The organism is Xanthomonas sp. NCPPB 2866 (genome assembly GCF_041475745.2).
GTDB classification, from domain to species: Bacteria; Pseudomonadota; Gammaproteobacteria; order Xanthomonadales; family Xanthomonadaceae; genus Xanthomonas; species Xanthomonas arboricola.
This window is the reverse complement of the sequence record NZ_CM192975.1, coordinates 1,355,569-1,373,757: the sequence shown is the minus strand read 5'-3', so window position 1 is coordinate 1,373,757 and position 18,189 is coordinate 1,355,569. Positions and strand designations below refer to the sequence as shown.

General features: G+C 65.7%; 11 protein-coding genes. 4 read left to right on the top strand and 7 right to left on the bottom strand.

Annotated features, from left to right (window positions below; all coding sequences use genetic code 11):
* Nucleotides 1-170: 170 nt before the first annotated feature.
* From ACCQ04_RS05920 to ACCQ04_RS05910, 3 genes are all read left to right on the top strand, one after another.
* Nucleotides 171-1,820 (top strand): carboxylesterase/lipase family protein, encoded by a 1,650-nt coding sequence (locus tag ACCQ04_RS05920; RefSeq protein ID WP_226426685.1) that lies wholly within the window; start codon nt 171-173, stop codon nt 1,818-1,820.
* Between the two features lie 21 nt (nt 1,821-1,841).
* On the top strand, nt 1,842-2,696 hold the full coding sequence (locus tag ACCQ04_RS05915; RefSeq protein WP_226426686.1) for an aldo/keto reductase: 855 nt from the start codon (nt 1,842-1,844) through the stop codon (nt 2,694-2,696).
* Nucleotides 2,697-2,902: 206 nt separating this feature from the next.
* Nucleotides 2,903-5,011 carry a catalase gene (locus ACCQ04_RS05910; RefSeq protein WP_039528594.1) on the top strand — a complete coding sequence of 703 codons (2,109 nt, stop codon included), beginning with the start codon at nt 2,903-2,905 and terminating at the stop codon, nt 5,009-5,011.
* Between the two features lie 829 nt (nt 5,012-5,840).
* Here ACCQ04_RS05910 and ACCQ04_RS05905 read toward each other — a convergent pair.
* Nucleotides 5,841-6,566, bottom strand: a complete 726-nt coding sequence (locus ACCQ04_RS05905) for an AraC family transcriptional regulator (RefSeq protein ID WP_024939479.1) — start codon at nt 6,564-6,566, stop codon at nt 5,841-5,843.
* Between the two features lie 125 nt (nt 6,567-6,691).
* On the bottom strand, nt 6,692-7,162 hold the full coding sequence (locus ACCQ04_RS05900) for a hypothetical protein (protein ID WP_102581812.1): 471 nt from the start codon (nt 7,160-7,162) through the stop codon (nt 6,692-6,694).
* 324 nt (nt 7,163-7,486) lie between these two features.
* Here ACCQ04_RS05900 and ACCQ04_RS05895 point away from each other — a divergent pair, with 324 nt between their 5' ends.
* Nucleotides 7,487-7,891: a hypothetical protein gene (locus ACCQ04_RS05895; protein WP_221190804.1), complete on the top strand. Its 405-nt coding sequence runs from the start codon at nt 7,487-7,489 to the stop codon at nt 7,889-7,891.
* A 101-nt stretch (nt 7,892-7,992) separates the two neighbouring features.
* On the opposite strand, the gene ACCQ04_RS05890 is transcribed toward ACCQ04_RS05895, so the two are convergent.
* The 5 genes from ACCQ04_RS05890 to ACCQ04_RS05870 all read right to left on the bottom strand — a co-directional run bounded on the left by ACCQ04_RS05890 (nt 7,993) and on the right by ACCQ04_RS05870 (nt 18,169).
* Complete coding sequence (locus tag ACCQ04_RS05890; protein ID WP_372358706.1) at nt 7,993-10,113, bottom strand: prolyl oligopeptidase family serine peptidase; 2,121 nt, start codon at nt 10,111-10,113, stop codon at nt 7,993-7,995.
* Between the two features lie 172 nt (nt 10,114-10,285).
* On the bottom strand, nt 10,286-11,572 hold the full coding sequence (locus tag ACCQ04_RS05885) for a carbohydrate porin (RefSeq protein WP_226426688.1): 1,287 nt from the start codon (nt 11,570-11,572) through the stop codon (nt 10,286-10,288).
* 241 nt (nt 11,573-11,813) lie between these two features.
* Nucleotides 11,814-14,240 carry a glucose/quinate/shikimate family membrane-bound PQQ-dependent dehydrogenase gene (locus tag ACCQ04_RS05880; protein WP_226426689.1) on the bottom strand — a complete coding sequence of 809 codons (2,427 nt, stop codon included), beginning with the start codon at nt 14,238-14,240 and terminating at the stop codon, nt 11,814-11,816.
* A gap of 302 nt (nt 14,241-14,542) precedes the next feature.
* Nucleotides 14,543-15,391, bottom strand: coding sequence for a transporter (locus tag ACCQ04_RS05875; protein WP_226426690.1), 849 nt, complete (start codon nt 15,389-15,391; stop codon nt 14,543-14,545).
* An 825-nt stretch (nt 15,392-16,216) separates the two neighbouring features.
* Complete coding sequence (locus tag ACCQ04_RS05870) at nt 16,217-18,169, bottom strand: OPT family oligopeptide transporter (protein WP_184615384.1); 1,953 nt, start codon at nt 18,167-18,169, stop codon at nt 16,217-16,219.
* Nucleotides 18,170-18,189 lie beyond the last annotated feature (20 nt).

The window sequence follows — 18,189 nt, the reverse complement described above, 5'->3', positions numbered from 1 at the left end:
GACTGCGCCAGTAGGTACACATGCGCCGCAGGCAGCGATACCCGCTCACTCCCCAGCAACACGTGTACCCGGCCATCTCGTGCCGGTGTCCTACCAACCACACGTTTGCCTGCCCTACACGTGCGGTGGAGATGATGGCGGACGTCCTCACGCACACGGCAGACCTGCGCATGCTTCAGCTGAAACACTTCGGCATCCTCCTGCTGGCGGCCTGCACGCTGGCCGCGTGCGCGCCACGCCGCCCTGGCGAGGTGCCGGCGCTGGTGCACGCTGCCGATGCGCAGGCCGAGGTGGTGCAGACCGATGCCGGCGCAGTCCGCGGTGTTGCCGGCGCGCAGGGGCGGGTGTTCTTGGGCGTGCCGTTCGCCGCGCCGCCGGTGGGCGCATTGCGCTTTCGCGCGCCGCAGGCGGCGCCAGCCTGGAAGGGGGTCCGCGATGCCACCCAGGCCGGCCCGGCGTGCCTGCCGCGTTATCGCTTCGGGCAGAAGCAGGTGTCCGAGGATTGCCTCACCCTCAACGTCTATGCGCCACCCGGCCCTGCGCCGGCGCATCCGCGCGCAGTGATGGTGTGGATCTACGGTGGCGCGCTGGAGCTGGGCAGCAATGTCGACTACGACCTGAGTGCATTGGCCGCGCGGCAGAACGTCATCGTGGTGGCGCCCAATTACCGGTTGGGGGTGTTCGGTTTCTTCGCGCATCCGGCGCTGCGTGGCGAGGGCGAAGGCGCATATGCATTGCTCGATCAACAGGCTGCGTTGCGTTGGGTCAGGCGCAACATCGCCGCCTTCGGCGGCGATGCGCACAACGTCACCGTGTTCGGTGAATCGGCCGGTGCCTGGAGCATCTGCTATCAACTGGCCGCACCGGGCGCGGCCGGTCTGTTCCAACGCGCAATCCTGCAGAGCGGCAGTTGCCTGGCCAGCGATTCCAGCCTGCCGCGTGCCGAAGCCGAGCGCGGCGGTGTGCGTATGGCGCAGACGCTTGGCTGCGAGCGCTCAGGCGATGTTGCCGCGTGCCTGCGCGCATTGCCTGCCGACAGCGTGGCCGACGCAAAACCGCAGCGACGTGGCCTGACCGGCAGCGATGCCTGGGCGCCGATGTCCGGCGGCGAGGTGTTGCCGTTGCCGCCCGCCAAGGCGATCGCCAACCTGCAACATGCGCAGGTGCCGGTGCTGATCGGCACCAACCGCAACGAAGGGCGGCTGTTTGCGCAGTTGCTGTCCTACATCGGCAAGCTCAACCTGCGCAGCGGTTATGAGGCACGCCTCAAGCGCATGCATGCCGACCCTAGCGCGATCATGGCGCGCTACGCGGACGTTGCCGCGCAATCGCGCTGGGATGCATTTGCCGACATCGTCACCGATGGCGGATTCGCCTGCCCGACACGTAGGCTGGGCCAGGCCTTGCACACCCGCGCGCCGGTGTATGCGTACGAATTCGACGACCCGCAGGCGCCTTACGGCCTGTTGCGCCTGCCGTTCTCGCATCCGCTGGGCGCGTATCACGCGTCCGAACTGGTGTACCTGTTGCAGCGTCCGTGGGTACTCAGTGGCGAGCCGGCGTTCACGCCGGCGCAGCAGGCCTTCGCCAATACGCTGCAGGATTACTGGGGCGCGTTTGCGCGCACCGGCGATCCGAACGGGGCTGGCCGTCCGCAGTGGCCGCGCTTCGATGGCGACGCTCCGTTGACGCTGTCGCCCGGCAGGATCGGCGCAACGCCCGACTTCGCGCAACGGCATCGCTGCACGTTCTGGGATGCACAGGCAACGCTGACGCCACCACACGCGACCACAACGCCGGCACAGTCACCCTCGCATTGATCGCATCATCAGGAGCCACCCATGTCCGTTTCCACCTCATCCCCCTGCCCCACGGTGCGCCTGCGCAACGGACGCAGCGTGCCGGCACTCGGGCTCGGCTCGTGGAATCTGGGCCAGGGACGACACCCGCCGCAGCAGGAGATCGATGCGCTGCAGACAGGCCAGCAATTGGGCATGCGCCTGATCGACACCGCCGAGATGTATGGCAATGGACGGTCGGAGCAATTGATCGGCCAGGCCATGGACAGCGCGCAGCGGCCTTATCTGGTGTCGAAGGTGCTGCCGAGCAATGCCAGCGCGCGCGGCATCGCGCGTGCCTGCGAGGCCAGCCTGCAGCGGCTTGGCGTGCGCACGCTGGATCTGTATCTGCTGCACTGGCGCGGTGGCAGCGAGCTGCGCGAAGTGGTCGATGCCTTCGAGGCCTTGCGCGATGCCGGCAAGATCCGCGACTGGGGCGTATCGAATTTCGATGTGGAGGACATGCAGGAGCTGTGGGAGATCGAGGGCGGGCAGCATTGCCTGGTCAATCAGGTGCTGTATCACGCCGGTAGCCGCGGCATCGAGTTCGATCTGCTGCCGTGGTGCGCACAGCACGAGGTGACGGTGATGGCGTATTCGCCGCTTGGCAGCCGCGCATTGCTGGATAACCCGGTACTGCACGCGATCGGCGAGCGACGCGGCGTGGCCGCAACTGCGGTAGCGCTGGCATGGGCGATCCGCAGCGGCCAGGTCATTGCCATTCCCGAATCGGGAACGCCCGCGCATGTGCGCGCGAATGCAGCGGCGTGCACGCTGCACCTGGACGCGCAGGACCTTGCCGAACTGGACCGTGCGTTCCCGCCACCGACGCGCAAGCAGCCGCTGGATCTGCTGTAGTCGGCATGTAACGGTCGCGTTCGCTGCATGCGCTTGCAGACCGTGCATCGGTGTATTGCGTGACAGACGCATCAGGCAGCTGCGATCCAGCGCAAGCTTTCGGCTGCATGTGAGTATTCGTTCGCATGCAGACACGTGCACTTAACAGCGCCCCTCCCAGGCTCAGTGGATCAGCCCGCATCTCAAGCCCGCCAGAGTGGAGTCCCATGCCCAAGTCCCCCAGCAAGTCCGCGCAACTTCCGTCCACCGCTGCTGTCAGCGCAACTCCCGAAACGTTGCGCGGCACGGGCGATGAATTGCATCAGAAGGCCGGCGGCACCCATCCGCAGCTGACCACCAACCAGGGCATTCCGGTTGGCGACAACCAGAACTCGCTGCGCGCAACGCCGCGCGGGCCGACGTTGCTGGAAGACTTCATCCTGCGCGAGAAGATCACCCACTTCGATCACGAGCGCATTCCCGAGCGCATCGTGCACGCACGCGGTAGCGCGGCGCATGGCTATTTCGAGCTGACCAAGTCGTTGAGCCAGTACACCACTGCCAAGATCTTCACGGAAGTCGGCGAAAAGACGCCGTTGTTCACGCGTTTTTCCACCGTCGCCGGTGGTGCCGGCTCGGTGGACACGCCGCGCGACGTGCGCGGGTTTGCGGTGAAGTTCTACACCAAGGAAGGCAACTGGGATCTGGTGGGTAACAACATCCCGGTGTTCTTCATCCAGGATTCGATGAAGTTCCCGGACCTGATCCACGCGGTGAAGATGGAGCCGGACCGCGGTTTCCCGCAGGCTGCCAGTGCGCACGACACCTTCTGGGACTTCATCTCGCTGAGCCCCGAATCGATGCACATGATCATGTGGGCGATGAGCGACCGCACCATTCCGCGCTCGCTGCGCATGATCGAAGGCTTCGGCATCCACAGCTTCCGTTTCCTCAATGAAAAGGGCGACAGCACCTTCGTCAAGTTCCATTGGCGCCCCAAGCTCGGCCTGCAGTCCACGATCTGGGACGAGGCGGTGAAGATTGCGGGCGCCGACCAGGACTTCCATCGTCGCGATCTGTTCGAATCGATCCAGAGCGGCGACTTCCCCGAGTGGGAGCTGGGGGTGCAGCTGTTCACCGAGGCGGAAGCCGATGCATTCCCGTTCGATCACCTGGATTCGACCAAGGTCATTCCGGAAGAACTGGTGCCGCTGCAGATCGTCGGCCGCATGGTGCTGGACCGCTGGCCGGACAACTTCTTTGCAGAGACCGAGCAGGTCGCGTACTGCCCGGCCAACATCGTGCCCGGCATCGACTTCAGCAACGATCCGCTGCTGCAGGGCCGCCTGTTCTCGTATCTGGATACGCAACTGAGCCGCCTGGGTGGGCCGAACTTCCACCAGATCCCGGTCAATGCGCCCAAGTGCCCGTTCGCCAACAACCAGCGCGACGGCCATATGCAGATGGGCGTCCCCAAGGGCCGTGTCGCCTACGAACCCAGCTCATTGCAGGCCGATGCACCGCGTGAGGCGCTGCGTGGATTCCCCAGCCATGCGACACCGGCCGAAGACGGCGCCAAGGGCCGCGTACGCGCAGCAAGTTTTGCCGATCACTACAGCCAGGCACGCATGTTCTTCCGCAGCCAGACCGCACCGGAACAGGCGCATATGGCATCGGCGCTGGTGTTCGAGTTGTCCAAGGTGGAGACCGCGCACGTGCGCGAAGCCATCGTCGGTCACCTGCGTCACATCGACCCGACGCTGGCACAGCGTGTGGCCGATGGCATGGGCATGACCACGTTGCCGCCGGCACCGCCGGCTGCGGTCGCACCGACCGACATGCCGCTGTCGCCTGCCTTGCAGCTGATCGGCAAGATGAAGGACACCTTGCAGGGCCGCACGGTCGGCATCCTGATTCACGACGGCTCCGATGCAGCGACGATCAAGGCGGTGCGCAAGGCCGCCGAAGCCGCCGGTGCCACGGTCAAGATCGTTGCGCCGAAACTGGGCGGCGCCAAGCTCAGCGACGGCAAGCAACTGGCTGCCGATGGTCAATTGGCCGGCACACCCTCGGTGGTATTCGATGCAGTGGCAGTGGTGTTGTCGTCGGAAGCTGCCAAGGCGCTGACACGCGAATCGGCGGCGCTGGATTTTGTCAGCAATGCGTGGGCGCATCTGAAGGCAATCGCCTTCGACGATGGCGCGCAGCTGCTGCTGAAGGCCGGCAATGTCGGTAAGGACGCGGGTGTGATCGCGGCGGCAGATACCAAGGCATTCATCACTGCCGCCAAGACCCGCCAGTGGGCACGCGAACCGAAGGTGCGCATGCTGGCGTAACCGCATCCGCATGGGCTGCACAGGCTTGGGCGCGAACGACTTCTACGTCGTTTGCGCCCAAGTCGTTTATGCGGGTAGCAACTCATCTTAAGCAGTAGATCAACGCGTCCTGTGCAACGGCCGGCCTTAAGCCATTCTTTTGGCCGCGTCTACTAAACAATGCTGCGACTTGGAATCCTGGCTGTCTTTATGTCGTTGCGCGGTTGTGTCTTTGGGGTGTGGGCGCGCGCGGCCAGGTCGGCAGTAGGGCGGCGGGCTGCGGTTTGGCTGCGAGGCCCTTGCCCGCCCACCGTCGCAGGACACGCCGCAAGTACGTCCGTGTAGGCTCTTACGCGGCATCCATGCCGCGTAAGGTCCCGCGACGGTGAGCGGGCAAGGACCGTCGAGAGGGTCGGTGTGCACGGTCGCAAGCAAGAGCATGAAGTGCGCTGGGCGGATTGCTCTGGGTCCGACCACCTATTGAAGAATCTCCGTTGCAAGCGGAGTAGCCGACAGGCTTTCAACACGTGACCTACCAACTTCTCTTCCGCCCAGGCTGAGCAACAAGCTTTCAGGAAAACAGCCGACCAACTGTCTGGTGCGGTGCCCTCGCCGCTTGCGGGACCGTGTGGCGGCATGGATGCCGCCACCGAGCCTCCACGGACGGATTCACGGCGTGTCCCGCAAGCGGTGAGGGCACCGCGCACTCGACTCACCAGGCTTTTGACTGCATCTACCAAACGAGGATGCAACCCGGAATCCCGCTGGATTCACGCAGTGCTCGGCAAGCAGCAAGGGAGCCACGTGCTCAGCTAACTCAGCTACTGAGCAGTCGTCTTGCTCAGGCGCGCTAAGCCGGTTCGGCAGGAAACTGCGCCGCGTTCGCCAGCGCGCGGTACTCGCGTGGCGTCATGCCGACCGCCAGCTTGAACTGCCGTGCGAAGGCGCTCTGATCGCTGAAACCGCAGGCATGCCCGATTTCGGTGAGGCTCTTGTTTCCGTGCAGCAGATGCATCGCCATCTGCAGGCGTAGCTTGGCCAGCACCTGTTGCGGGGTGAGTTGAAACACCTTGCGGAACGAGCGTTGCAGCTTGGACATCGAAAACCCGGTGATCTCCACCAGCGCCTGCATGCGCACGTTCTGCGCGTAGTTGGCGTTGAGGTACGCCAGCGCGAGCCGCAGTTTTTCGTACTGCGATTCGTGCCCGTCCTGCGGCCCCAGATCGCGCGAGATGCCGATGATGCCCTGCACCTTGCCGTCGACCAGCAGCGGACGTTTGCAGGTCAGGCACCAGCCCGGTTCGCGGTTGGCGAACAGATGCAGTTCCAGCAGGTTGTCGATCACTTCCCCGGCCAGCACCTGCTCGTCCTGATTGGCGTAGTTTGCACCCAGCCCGCTGGGATAGACCTCGGCAACGCGCTTGCCGATCAATTCCTTGCGCGATTTCAGGCCCAGGCGCCGCAGCATGGTCTGGTTGACGTGGGTATAGCGGCCCTCGCGATCCTTGACGAAGAACAGCACGTCCGGCACCGCATCGAACAACGCTTCCAGATCGGCAGGATCGATGCTCTTCATGGAGGTCATGCGGGACTGGACTCGGGATCAGGAAAGACGCAGCTGGCGCTGACGCGCCACCGATGCAGGCCGCAGCGCATGCAGCGCCATGATACGCCGCGCGCCCCAGACGCCGGCGCACTGGCTCAGCGCGGGTTGTCGGCCACCTTGGACGCGGCCGGCGCAGCCTTGCTGTCCACCGCCGCAGCGGTGGGGTTGCCGATGCGATCCAGCGGAACCTGCTGCGCGCGCCAGCCACTGACCACCGCCGCGCCGGACTGCGAGCCGACCTGCACCTGCAGGCGGGCACTGCCGCCGGGTGCGATGAACTCGACGGCGCAATCGCCGGCGGCCATGCAGCTGTCAGCGGCGAGCGGATCCACCAGCTGCCAGCCCTGCTCCATCACCGCCTGCGCAAACGCGCGGTAGCCCATGCCGGACTTCAGCGTGGCCGGCAGTGGCACGGCCGGATCGCTGGCCACCGCATCGGTGCCAACTGCGGCAGTCGCAGACACGGGCGCGCGCGCAGGCACGGCGGCGGGCCGCGATGCGGCATTCAGGGCAGGACTACAGACGAGGGCGAGCGCCCATAATGAGGGGCGGAACAAGGTGCGCATGCAAACGGTCCTTGCGATCCTGGCAGGGAGCTGAGGAAGTTAAAGAATCGCTATTTTGACATGGCTTGCGTGCACTGCGGCACTGCTGGCTCATGCTGGCATTCAGCCAGATGCGGCGATCCAGGCCCTCTCCGCGCGCCGCAAGCGGACTCATCCAGGCGTGGACGCTGCCAGCACGCAACACCGTACCTGCGAACATCGTCTGACGGGCGAAGCGCGATTGCGCAGACCTCGGGTCGAACGCCCGACCAACCCCGGCATGCCGGCAGAGTCGCCATCTCCGCAAGCGCGTTGCATCATTGCGGTTTGATCGTGGAGTACCCGATGCCCGACACCACCTCCCCCGCCTATGCGGTCGGCCAGCTCTGGCGCTGCCGCGGGCGCACCGCAACCGAGACCCCGCTGCTGCTGATCAACCAGATCGATATGCATCCCCACGGCGGCCAGATCCTGCACGTGAGCATCAGCGACATCCAGGTACGTCACGCAGGATTGCCCGATGGGATCCTGGACGCGCTGCCGCACATCCCGGTGATCGCGCAGACCCTGGAGCGCAGCGCTGCCGAACACGTCGGCACTGCCGCGCCCAATCAGGATTACCTGCCGGGTTACGCAGAATGGAAGGCCGCCTTCGATGCCGGCAATGCCGGCTCGTTCGGCATCGCAGTGGCGGAGATCCTGCAGATCGTCGAAGGCCAGTTGGCCAAACGCGATCAGCTGCCGAACTGAGCAAACCGAACAACCCTGCGACCCGCATCAAAGGCCGAGGTCTCACGCGTCATCGCCGCACCAACCGGCACGCCGCTCCAGGCGGCGTGCCGGTCGCGACCTCATTGGCCGATATGCTGCTTCAGCCAGCTGTTGACGGTGTCGTGCCACAGCACGCTGTTGTCCGGCTTGAGTACCCAGTGATTCTCGTCCGGGAAGTACAGGAACTTGGAATCGATACCCTTGCGCTGCAGCGCGGTGAACGCGGCCAGACCCTGCTCGACCGGGATGCGGAAATCCTGCTGGCCGTGGATGACCAGCATCGGCACCTTCCACTTGTCCACGTGCAGCACCGGGTTGAACTTCTCGTAGCCGGCCGGGTTCTGCCACGGCGTGCCGCCGTTTTCCCATTCGCTGAACCACAGTTCCTCGGTGGCGTAGCCCATGGTGCGGTTGTCGAACACGCCGTCGTGGTCGACCAGGCACTTCCATGGCTGATTCCAGTTGCCGGCCATCCAATAGACCATGTAGCCGCCATAGCTGGCACCTAGCGCGCAGGCCTTGTCGCCATTGAGGAAGCCATACTGCTTCTGCGCGGCGGTCCAGCCCTTCTGCAGGTCTTCCAGCGGGCGGTCGCCCCAATGCTGGCTGATCGCATCGGTGAATTCCTGGCCGTAGCCGGTGGAGCCGTGGAAGTCGATCATCACCACCGCATAGCCCTGGCCGGCGTAGGTCTGCGGATTCCAGCGGTTGCTCCAGCCGTTGCCGAAGCTGCCCTGCGGCCCGCCGTGGATCAGGAATGCCACCGGGTAGGTCTTGCCTTCCTGGTAGTTGTACGGCTTGACCACATAGCCGTGCACGGTGTCGTTGTTCCAGCCCTTGAACTGGAACTGCTCGTAATCGCCGAACTGCACCTCCGGCAGCAACTCGCCGGCGCTCTGGGTGATCGCACGCAGACCCTGACCCTGCACGTCGCTCACAAAGACCTGGTCGCCGCTCTTGAGCGAGTTGCGGGTGAACGCCAGCGTGTTGCCGGCCAGGGTTGGCGCATGCACGCTGCCCTCGCCCACCAGCTTGGTCGCCTGGCCGCTGGCGATGTCGATCTTGAACAACGGATGCTCGCCGAGGTCGTCGGCGCTGGTGTAGAGGCTGGCGCCATCGGCGCTCAAGACGATCTCGCCGGCCGAGCGGTCCCACTTGGGGGCGATCTCGCGGCTCTTGCCGGTGGCCACGTCCATCGCCATCAGGCCGAAGCGGTCGGCTTCGAAACCGGGGCGCTTCATCGCGCGGTAGTACAGCGTCTTGCCGTCGCTGCTGAACACCGGGCCGGCATCCCAGGCCGGGTTGGACGCGGTCAGATTGACCGGCGCGGCCTTGCCGGCCGCATCCAGGCGGTACAGGTCGAAGTTGGTCTGCCACGGCTCGTCGTTGCCGGTGGGCTTGACGCCGGCGGTTGCCTTCTTGCCGGTTTCCGGCCCATGCGGCTGCGGCACGCGCACGCTGGCCACCACACTGCCGCCGTCGGGCGACCAGGCGTAATCTTCGTTGCCGCCGAACGGCTTGGAGGGCGCATCGCCGGCCAGCGTGGCGCTGATCGCCGAGGCACCGGCCACGGCCTTGCCGCCGGCAGCCGGCAGGTCGGCGACGAACAAGGTGTTGCGGCGGCCATCGTTCCAGGTATCCCAATGCCGCACGAACAACTGGTCATAGACCACGCCGCTGGCCTTGGCGCTCTTGAGGTTGGCGAGCTTGCTCTTGGTGCAACCCAGGTCCGAGCCGCAGTCCTGTAACACGCCGGCACTGAAGGCGATGCGCTTGCCGTCGGGCGAGAGCTTGTAGCTGTCCACATCCACCGCAAAGGCGGTCAACTGCTGCGGCGCGCCGCCGGCCAGCGGCTGCGCGTACAGCTGCTGTGTACCGGACTTACTGCTGAGGAAGTACACCGTCTTGCCGTCCGGCGACAGCGCCGGGCTGTTGACGTTCCAGCCGTCGGGAGTGAGCCGCCTGGGCGGCGCGGCATCGCGAGTACGCAGATTGCGCGTCCACAGGCCGGTGGCCGGCTTGCCGTTGCTGCTCTTGGCCTGCCGCTTGGCGAACACCAGCACGCTGCCGTCGGGGCTGAGCGTGGGCGAAGACACCCGGTCCAGCGCGACCATGTCGCGCACATCGAATCCGCGCGCAGCGGCAAGACTTGGCAAGGCGGTCAACAGACACAGGGGCAGCACGGCGTAACGAAGCTTCATCGAGAGTTCCTGCAACGGCAAAACGTCGATGGTAGGCGTTGCTGCGCCGCACGCGCAAAGGCACAAGGTCATGCACCCGCAGGCGCCGCACGTGGCTGCCCTGCAAGGCGCCGAATGCGCGCAGCGCGCAGTGCGCCGTGCGGCAACGGCGCGCCACGCTGTGGGCACGCACTCAGAACGTGAGTTTGGCCTGCAGCCCGACCACCACTGCGTTGCGCGTGTGGGTATAGGCGTAGGTCCCGGGGTTGACGATGTATTGCAGGTCCGGGCGCAACATCAGCCACGGCGTGATCTGCGCGCTGTAGGCGAGCTCGTAGAGCTCTTCGGCAGCGCTCAGCCCGGCCAGTGGCGAATCGGCCGCCACGCCGGCATCGATCAGTTCTGCGCGGCGTGCATCGAGCAGCCGATGATTGATCCTGCCGGCCACATAGCCGAGTGCGATGCGGTCCTGCGTGCGTGTGCCGATGCCCTGGTACACCCCGCCAACCGAATACCACCGTGTCATCAGCGCACTGTCGTGGTCGCTGGCCATGTACTGGGCGAATCCGGTCAGGCCAATGCTGGGGTCCGCTCCCGGGGTGAACAGTTTCTGTTCGACCAGCAGATAGGCGCCGTCGCGGCCGGTGCTGCGGCTGGTATCCAGCCCACGCCTGGGTACCGACGAGGAGTCGTAATAGCCGCCGAACTTGTACACGCCCGGGTAGCGCGCGGCGGCCGGCTTCCAGGTAAATTCGAGCGGGAAGATCGCGCCGGTGGTGCCGCTGGCGAACGGCTCGAACGCGTAGGTGTCGCGGGCACCGAAGCCCAGATTCGGGTTGACCTGAAACCAGCCGGCATGCAGGTTGAGCTGCGGGGTCAGCTGCTGCGCGCCTTCGATGCCCCAGCGCGCGGCCGGATAGTTGTACCAGCCGCTATTGGCCGAAAACGCCAGCGGATGCGCGCAGAACGCGGCATTGACGAAGTTCACCAGCAACGTATGCGAGGCGAACTGGTTGCCCATCGCATAGAAGCCCAGTTTCAGATACGTCCTGCCCTGGTTGAAGCTGCGGTCGTAGCTGAACTCGCTCAGGCGGGTGTACTGGCCTCCGTACACTTCCTGGATGGGGAAGCGATTGCCGACCAGGTCGGCGGAGGTACTGCGGCCGCGGCGGTCGTTGATGGTGACGTGCAGGCTGCCACCGCCCCAGCCGGCGAGCTTGGCCATGTCCAGATCCACGCCCACCCGCAATTGCTGCGCATAGCGCGCGCTGGTGTTTTCGTAGCCGCCGTCCACCACGCCAAACGTCTCGGACACGTAGTCGCCGCGGACGCTCACGCCTTGCTCGGCCCAGGCGGACCGGCGCCCACCCCAGTCGCCGGTCAGCGTGGTATCGCCCGCGGCGACTGCGGTGGCCGGCAGTGCCAGCAACAAGGCGTAGCCCAGCGCACTGCGGCGCGGGAGGAAAGACAGACGATGCATCGTGGTTCTCTGATCGGGGCAGCGTGCACGGCCATCGGTGGAGATGCATGGCGGTGTGCCAAAGCGCCGCTGCGGTAACGGGAGCGTTGGCCGGGATGTGCGAGACACCCGGCCGTCGGGTTGCAGCCAACAGCGGCTGACGTGAGTGCGCAGCGGTCAGCCGGGCACGCGCGAGGTTTCTCGGCCGCTCCGTGACCACGCCGACGCAGCTGGCGACGTGGTCACGGGGGTGGGGGCGGTGTCAGTGCGCGTCAGGCAAGCTGTAGGCGATCACGCCATCGCCCCGATCGGGCGACTGCCGCGCACCACCGGCACTGATCACCACGTACTGCTTGCCGGTCTTGTGCGAGACGTAGGTCATCGGCCCGCCCTGACTGCCGACCGGCAAGCGGCCCTTCCAGAGTTCCTTGCCGGTGGCACTGTCGAACGCGCGCAGGTAGTAGTCCTGGGTACCGGCGATGAACACGAGCCCGCCCTGGGTGGACAGCGTGCCGCCCAGCGTGGGCATGCCGATCGGGATCGGCAGATGCATCTTGACGCCGAATGGGCCGGTGTCCTGCACCGTCCCCACCGGCACCTGCCAGGCGATGCTGCGCGTCTTGAGGTCGATCGCGCTGAGCGTGCCGTACGGCGGCGCCTGGCACGGAATGCCCAGCGCCGACAGGAAGCGGTTCTTGTTGACCGCATACGGCGTGCCCTTCAGCGGCACGGCGCCCATGCCGGTATTGACGGCCTCGCCACCACCGGCCGCCTCGGCCTTGCGGGTGTCGGCAGGAATCATCTGCACCCACAAGCCCAGGCGCATATCGTTGGCGAAGATGACGTCATGCACCGGGTCGGTCGACAGGCCTCCCCAGTTCATGCCGCCCAGCGAGCCGGGGAAACTCAGCGAGACATCGGTGCCCGGCGCGGTGTACAGGCCTTCATAACGCATCTGCTTGAACGCGATGCGGCACAGCATCTGGTCGATCGCAGTGGCACCCCACATGTCCGATTCGGTCAGGTGCTTGGTGCCGATCTGCGGCATGCCGACCGACAGCGGCTGGGTCGGCGCGTACTGCTCGTGCGCAATATCCGAGCCTTTCACCGGTACTTCCCTGACCTCGGTCAGCGGTTTGCCGGTGGCGCGGTCGAGCACGTAGATCTGCCCGGCCTTGGTGCCGATGACCACCGCCGGGGTGTGGCTGCCGTCCGGGTTGGGGAAGTCGATCAGGCTGGGCTGCATCGGCAGGTCGAAGTCCCACAGATCGTTGTGCACGGTCTGGTAAACCCATTTCTCCGCACCGGTGGTGGCATCCAGCGCCAGCACCGAGGCGCCGTACCGGTGATCGAGCGCGGTGCGCTCGGCGCCGTACAGATCGGTCGACGGCCCGCCCAGCGGCAGGAACACGGTGTTCATCGCCGCGTCGTAGGACATCGGTGCCCATACGTTCGGCGTGCTGCGCACATAGCTGCTGCCGGCGGCCGGCGCCTGGCGGTCGTGCGGATTGCCCGGGTCGAAGGCCCAGCGCTGCGCGCCGGTGACCACATCGAAGCCGCGCACCACGCCACCAGGCATGTCGGTCTGCACGTTGTCGGCCACGCGTCCGCCCACCACCACGGTGGTGCCGGCCACCAGTGGCGGCGAGGTCAGCTGGTAGAACGGATCCGGCGCAGCGCCCAGGCCGGCCTTGAGATCGACCTGACCGTTGCTGCCGAAGCCCTGGCAGAACGCGCCGGTGTCCGCATCCACCGCGATCAGGCGACCATCGATGGTGTTGGTGAACAGGCGGCGACGGCAGTTGGCGTCCTGCGCCACCGTCACTGCGGCGATCGGCGAGGGGTTGGCCACGCTCGGCGTCGGCAACGCAGCGTCGGCGTCGAAGTAGCCCAGGCCACGGCAGCGCTGCCAGACCGACGAGGTCGCATTGATCTCGCGCCGCCACAGCTGCTTGCCGGTGCTGGCGTCGAGCGCAATCAGATTGTTGTGCGGCGTGCACAGGAACACCTTCTCGCCCACCTGCAGCGGGGTCAGCTGGTCTTCGGCACCGTTGCCGTCGCTGTTGGCGATCTCGCCGGTGTGGTAGGTCCAGGCGACCTGCAGCCGGTCGACGTTGCTGCGATTGATCTGGTCCAGCGCAGCGAAGCGGCTGCCGCCATCGGTATTGCCGTAGGCCGACCAGTCTTGTTGCACGCTTCCAGGCGGCACCGCCGTCATGCCCGGCCCCGTGTTACCTGCGACCGGCGGATGCGGCACGAACATGCCGCCGATCCCGGCCACTACCGCCAGCGCCAGCACCGTCGCCACGCCATAGGCCGTGCGCCCGGTCGGCAACGCCCGGCTGCGCCGCAGCGCTGGCCAGGCCAGTGCCACCAGCACGGCGAACGCCGCAGGCAGGATCAGCCGCGAGACCAGCGGCCAGAACTCCAGCCCCGCATCCCACAGCGCCCACACCAGCGTCAGCGCAAAGGCGACGCCGTACACCAGCGCACCGGCCGGCCGACGCAGCACGATCAGCACACCGGCCACGACGGTCGCCAGGCCCATCAGCAGGAAGTACCAGCTGCCGCCCAGGCTGGCCAACCTCGCGCCACCCAGCAGAAAGATCATCCCCACCAGCGCGATCAGCATGCCCAGCACCAGCAGCAATGCCCGGCCCGGGACCGGCAACTTCGATTTCGTTTCCACGTTGCAACACCTCGATCAGGAGATTCCGCCCTGCACTGCGCCCGGCATTCCGATCTGGATGCTGCAAGGTGCCCGCACGACGGCCAGTAGAGGCAGCATCACTGCCCACTTTCTGTCACTCCCCTCCCCGGCCCGCGTACCTCTGGCGAGACCGGCACCGGCATGCCCGGCAGACTGACGACATAGTGTCGCACCGCACCGGGCAGTTATTACATATCTGAAGCGGTTGCCTGCGGAACACTGCAGTCCGCACAGGCGCGGACCGCAGCGGCGTTTTGTATGCGCAGCACGCGCTGCGCATGTCAGAAGCGGTGCGACATGCCCACATACACCTGCGCGTCCGGGGTGCGGTCGTTGAGGCCGAAGTTGGCGCCCACATCCAGCTGCAGCAGCGGATTGAGCAGATACGCAGCGGCGATGTCGGCCGAATACTGCTCGATGGTCTGCGCCGGATCGCGGTTGATCGAGGACCACACTTCCACCGCCATCGACAACTTCGAGGTGAGCGGATGCGCCAGGTTGATCGCATTGATCAGCGCAACATGCTTGCCGCTGCCATCGCTGTCGGCCAACCAATCCACCTCGGGCCCGAAGGTCAGCGAGAAGCTGTTGGGCAGCGCGAAATTGATCGGCAATGCGACGCCGCCTTCCCACTCGTCGTTGCCCAGGCCGGTGCGCGCGGTCGGTGCCTTGACGAACGGCAGCAACGCCACGCTGGCGGTGTCGCTTTCGTAGAAACGCGCCTTCATGCGCAGAAAGATATCGCCGCCACCGCTCAGGCTGCTGCGCGCACCGGTGGCACGGTCGGTGGTCTTGACCTGCAGCTGCGGGGCCCAGTTGAGTTGCAGATCGATGCGGTCGCTGACGCCGTATTTGAGCGTGGGGTTGGTGAAATACGCCGTTTCGACCCGGGTGCCGGGCTGGCTGTCGCGGGTGTAGCTGCCGATGTCGGTTTCCAGCTGCCAGGCGCCGGTTGGCACGGTGCAGGTGGAATTGGCCTTGGTCGGGCGATCGGTACACAGCGCCGCGTCGGTGGCCTCCTGTGCCTGTGCCTGCAGCGCAAGGCTGCACAGCACACCGGCCAAAGCGATGCTCAACAAGGGGGCACGGCGTGCGCGGGTGGAACGATGGGAGTTAGCAGCAGTCAGCATTGCAGTGGTTTCCATGGCAAGACGCTGGCCAGATCGCGTGAACGGCCAGCAGTGGGAGGGGGAATGCGCGTGGATGTCGAACGACTGCATGGCCGCTGGAGGGCGGCGTGTTGCCAATCGATCTTATAGGCGTCGGCAGGTCCGAAAACGCCGTCGGTGACAAAAGCGGCCTCAACAGTGTGCGGATGTCGCACAGCGTGATGCGAGTCGCTTTTCCACACCCATCATTTATGGGGGTCAGGCGGTGCGATGACCTGCGCCGTGGCGCGTCACCGGGATCGATCGAGGCATGCGGTCGCCGTGGTGCACCCATCGGTGCGGGAGACGGCACGATACGGAGCAGCCGCATAAAGTCGCTATGCACGAGGCCTGGGTGGGGCGTAAAGCCGGCGCAAAGGCGCTGCGATGGTGCAGACGCGATGGCCTGAGCCTTGTGCGTGCATTGCGCGATCGGCAAACGCTTGATGCGTTGGCGCGGTGCAGCTGCTCTCGTCGTGTCAGCCGATTGGCCAGATGCGCCAATGACGTTGCCCTGCACCGGCAAGGCAGGTCCGCTCACGGTGGCAATGCACGAGCTTGCAGGGATGTTCGAACTGGATATGACGCTATGCGGTCGCAGCGACGATTTGGTGCCCCGTGTCTTACCGGCATGCTGCTGCACTCGCGCGTTCGGCAGCAGGGCCGCATTCGAACCGCGCCTGCTGCGATGCAATCAGAACAGCGGCAATCCGGTTTCAATGCCATAACGAAAAACGGACACGCATCCAGCGATGCGTGTCCGTTCAGAGGCAGCGCGCAGGCGCATGCCTTGGTGAAGCGTCACCCTCAGGCGGTCTGTTCGCCGCGCTTGCCGACGCGGTACAGCAGCCAGCCGACCAGGGCGAGGATCGCCAGGCCGAACCATTGGTTGAGCTGAAAACCTCCAGGCAATGCCAATACATCCTTGTTATTCGTGATTACGATCGGCAGCGCAATGCCGATACCCATCAACGCCTCGCCGGTGATCAGGCCGGCGGCGAACAGCACGCCCGGGCGATGCACGCGGTCGCGGCCATCTTCGTCGTCGGCGCGGATCTTGTGGAAGCGCTCCACCAGATGCGCGATCAGGCCGCCGAGGAAGATCGGCACCATCAGCTCCAACGGCAGATAGATACCGATCGCCGCCGCCAGCACCGGCACGCGGAAGCGCTTGCCGGTTTTCTTCAACCACTCATCCACAGCGATGATCACCGCTCCCACACCTGCACCGATAGCGATGATGGCCCATGGCAATTGCCCCCCGAACAACCCTTTTGCCACCGATGCCATCAACATCGCCTGCGGTGCCGGCAGTGTCTTGGAGCCAATACCGTAAGCCTCAGCAAGTAAATTGAGCACGGGCGCCATGATCAGCGCGCACGAGAATGCGCCAATAGCCAGCATCAATTGCTGCTTCCAAGGTGTCGCCCCAACCAGATAACCGGTCTTGAGATCCTGCAGGTTGTCGCCGCCCACCGCTGCCGCGCAGCACACCACCGCGCCGATCATGATCGCCGCCACCGCACCCAACGGCGCCGCGCCGATGCCGACCGGCACCAGACCATCCTTGCCGAGCAACAGCACCAGCACCGCCGAGGCGAACAGGATGGTGGAAATGGTGATGCCCGAGACCGGGTTGTTGGACGAGCCGATCAAGCCGGCCAGATAGCCGGACACCGACACGAACAGAAAGCCGGCCACGATCATGATGATGGTCATAGGGATCGACACGTGCCACTGCTGCACGATCGCCTGGTACAGGCCCAGCAACGGCAAGGTGCACAGCACCAGTGCCGCCAGCATCCACTTCATCGGCAGGTCGCGCTCGGTCTCGGCGACCACACCGCCACCGCTCTTGCGCGCGGCGGCAAAGCCGCTCTTGACGCCGGACAACAGCGACTTGCGCAGCGAGAACAGCGTCCATACGCCGCCGATCAGCATCGCGCCGACACCCAGGTAACGGATCTTCGCGCCCCAGATGCCGAATGCCGCATCGGCCGCCGGCGCACCGACCAGGCTCTGCGCCAGGGCCGGGTCGCTGCCCATGAAGAACTGCTGATACAGCGGAATGGCGATATGCCAGGACAGGATCGACCCGGACAGCACCACGATGCCGACATTCAGGCCGACGATGTAGCCCACCCCCAGCAGCGCCGGCGACAGGTTGGTGCCCAGATAGCCGACCAGCCGGCTGCTGCCCAGATAGGTGGCCTGCGCCCAGGTATCCGGGATCACCCGCAGGCCGCTGGCCGCACCCAGCTTGACCAGCGCGCCGATCGCACCGGACATCGCCAGGATCTTCAGGCCCGGGCCGGGGTTTTCACCGGCCTTGAGCACCTCGGCCGCCGCCTTGCCTTCGGGGAACGGCAGCGGGTCTTCGACGATCATCGAACGCCGCAACGGCACCGAGAACAGCACCCCGAGCAAGCCACCCATGCCGGCGATGCCGAGCACCCACCAGTATTTGAAGTCAGGCCAATAGCCCATGATCACCAACGCAGGGATGGTGAAGATCACCCCGGCGGCGATCGACGAACCGGCCGAGGCACCGGTCTGGACGATGTTGTTTTCCAGAATGGTGCCACCGCCGAGCAGGCGCAGCACGCCCATCGAGACGACCGCAGCCGGAATGGCGGTGGCGATGGTCAGGCCAGCAAACAGGCCGAGATAGGCGTTGGCGGCCGAAAGCACCACCGCCAGCACGATGGCCAGCACGACGGCGCGGAAGGTGAGCTGGCGCGGCTGCGCGTCATGGCTCATGGGCAGTTCCCCTGTGGCAA